Origin of the sequence: Kitasatospora sp. NPDC091257 (assembly GCF_044757675.1) — a bacterium.
In the GTDB taxonomy this organism is placed as follows: domain Bacteria; phylum Actinomycetota; class Actinomycetes; order Streptomycetales; family Streptomycetaceae; genus Kitasatospora; species Kitasatospora lactacystinica.
In genome coordinates, this window is record NZ_JBIVVI010001424.1 from 1 (window position 1) to 2,063 (window position 2,063).

At 77.8% G+C, this 2,063-nt stretch carries 2 protein-coding genes; one reads left to right on the forward strand and one right to left on the reverse strand.

Translation table 11 applies throughout. The features are described from left to right. Positions 1 to 35 precede the first annotated feature (35 nt). Positions 36 to 731, reverse strand: coding sequence for a TolB family protein (locus ACIQOV_RS38970; RefSeq protein ID WP_401055570.1), 696 nt, complete (start codon positions 729 to 731; stop codon positions 36 to 38). Between the two features lie 229 nt (positions 732 to 960). Here ACIQOV_RS38970 and ACIQOV_RS38975 point away from each other — a divergent pair, with 229 nt between their 5' ends. Continuing rightward, the gene (locus ACIQOV_RS38975) at positions 961 to 1,872 is read left to right on the forward strand and encodes a LysR family transcriptional regulator (RefSeq protein ID WP_401055572.1); all 912 of its coding nucleotides are present in this window, start codon (positions 961 to 963) and stop codon (positions 1,870 to 1,872) included. Positions 1,873 to 2,063: the final 191 nt, after the last annotated feature.

Here is a 2,063-nt window from a genome sequence, read left to right on the forward strand (position 1 = left end):
CCCAACGGCACCGACCTGCTGGCCGCCGCCCGCCGCTACGGCCTGCGGGTGCCGTCCGCCCCGGTGCTGACCACCCGGGTGGTGCGGGTCCAGCGGTCGGTGACGAAGACGTTGAACCTGCCGCGGCGCACGCCGGGTGCGAGGTCGGTGCGGTCGGAGGAGTAGACCACGTAGCGGCCGTCCCCGCTGATGGCGGCGTCGAAGGCGTTGCGGGCGCTCTGGTCGTCGCCCGCGCCGGAGGTGCCGTCGCCGGTGGTGACCAGCTCGGTGCGGCCGGTCCAGCGGTCCCGGACGAAGACGTCGGTGGGGTGCTTCGGTTGGCCGGGCACCACGTTGCCGGCGTAGCTGCTGAACGCCACGTACCGGCCGTTGCCGCTGATCGCCGCGTCGTTGGTGCCGGCGTCCAGCGCGGAGCCGTCGGCGGCGACGCTGATCCGCTCGGTGCGGCCGTTGCGCAGGTCCCGGACGTAGACGTCGCCGACGGCCCCGGCGCCGCCGGGCAGCAGGTTGGTCGCCGACGAGGAGAACAGCGCGTACCGGCCGTCGCCGCTCAGCCCGAGCGCGAACGAGGGCCCGTTCAGGGCCTCGCCCTTGGCGCCCTCGCTGACCCGGGCGGTGTCGCCCTTGGGCGGGCGGGCCTCGGCGGCGGGTATCGCGGCTCCGGCCGCTGTGACGGCCGCCAGGACGGCGGCGGTACGGGCCAGTCGGCGGCGGGTGCGTGCAGTGGTCATCGATCGTCCTCCCCTGATGACTGCCCCGGGCCCTCGGCCCCCCGTGGCCCGGTCGGCACGAGCCAAGCGCCGCGCGGACGTCCGGTCAACGGACTGGAGCGATCTCGTCCGGAAATGCGCCACCGCTCGTGTCCCCGGCCGAAACCGCTGCTCCGGCGGGCCCGCTCGGCCCGCCCGGGTTCCGGCCCCGCCGGTCCGGCACGCCGTGCCGCGCTGGCAGAATTGGTCCGTGATCGACGCACGACGGCTGCGGACCCTTCGGGCCGTGGCGGACCACCGCACCGTGACCGCCGCGGCGGCCGCCCTCTACCTGACCCCCTCCGCGGTCTCCCAGCAGCTGGCCGCCCTGGAGCAGGAGACCGGCCACCACCTGCTCGCCCGGGAGGGCCGGGGCGTACGGCTGACCGCCGCCGGGGAGATCCTGCTGGGCCACGCCGACGTGGTGCTCGCCCAGCTGGAGCGCGCCGAGGCCGACCTCGCCGCGTACAGCGCGGGCGTCTCCGGGGAGGTCACCGTCGCCTCCTTCGCGACCGCCATCGCCTCGGTGCTCGCCCCCGCCGTCGGCCTGCTCGCCGAGCGCGCCCCCGGGGTGCGGCTCAAGGTGCTGGACGCCGAGGGCGACGCCAGCCTGCCGATGGTGCTGGACGGCCGGGCCGACCTCGCGGTGGCCGTCGAGTACCGGGGCGCCCCGCGCGCCGACGACGCCCGGCTGACCCGGGTGCCGCTGTACGCCGAGCCCTTCGAGGCCGTCCTGCCGCTCGGCCACCGGCTGGCCGACGAGTCCGGCCCGCTGGCCGTCGCCGCGCTGGCCGACGAGCCGTGGATCGGGCCGTACCCGGGCAACCCCTGCCACGACGTGGTGCTGCTGGCCTGCGAGCACGCCGGGTTCCAGCCCCGGCTGCTGCACTCCTCCGACGACTTCCGGGCGGTGGTGGCGCTCGCCTCGGCGGGCCTCGGGGTGGCGCTGGTCCCGCGCTCGGCGCTGCGCGGCGTCGATCTCCGCGAGGTCGCGGTGCGGCCGGTGGACAGCGAGCTCGCCACCCGGCGGGTCTTCGCCGCCGTCCGGACCGGTGCCGACGGGCACCCGCTGGTCCGGCCGGTCCTGGACTCCCTCGCGCAGGCGGCGGCCGCGGGCGCGTGAGCCGACCGCGCGCGGGGCGGCTGCGGGCCCTGCGGCCCTCGGCGTCTGCGGCTGCTCGGGCCCTGCGGCTGCTCGGCGTCCCGGGTCGGGCGGCCCGCCGTGGTGTTTCCGGCGTGGCGTCCCGGCCCGGGCGGCCGTGCAGCCGCTGGTCCGTGCGGGCGGTCGAGGTTCGGTGCCCCCCTCGGGACCGC

Coding starts and splice junctions, on each gene's coding strand:
- ACIQOV_RS38970 (WP_401055570.1), bottom strand. CDS start 731: ATGACCACTGCACGCACCCGCCGCCGACTGGCCCGTACCGCCGCCGTC.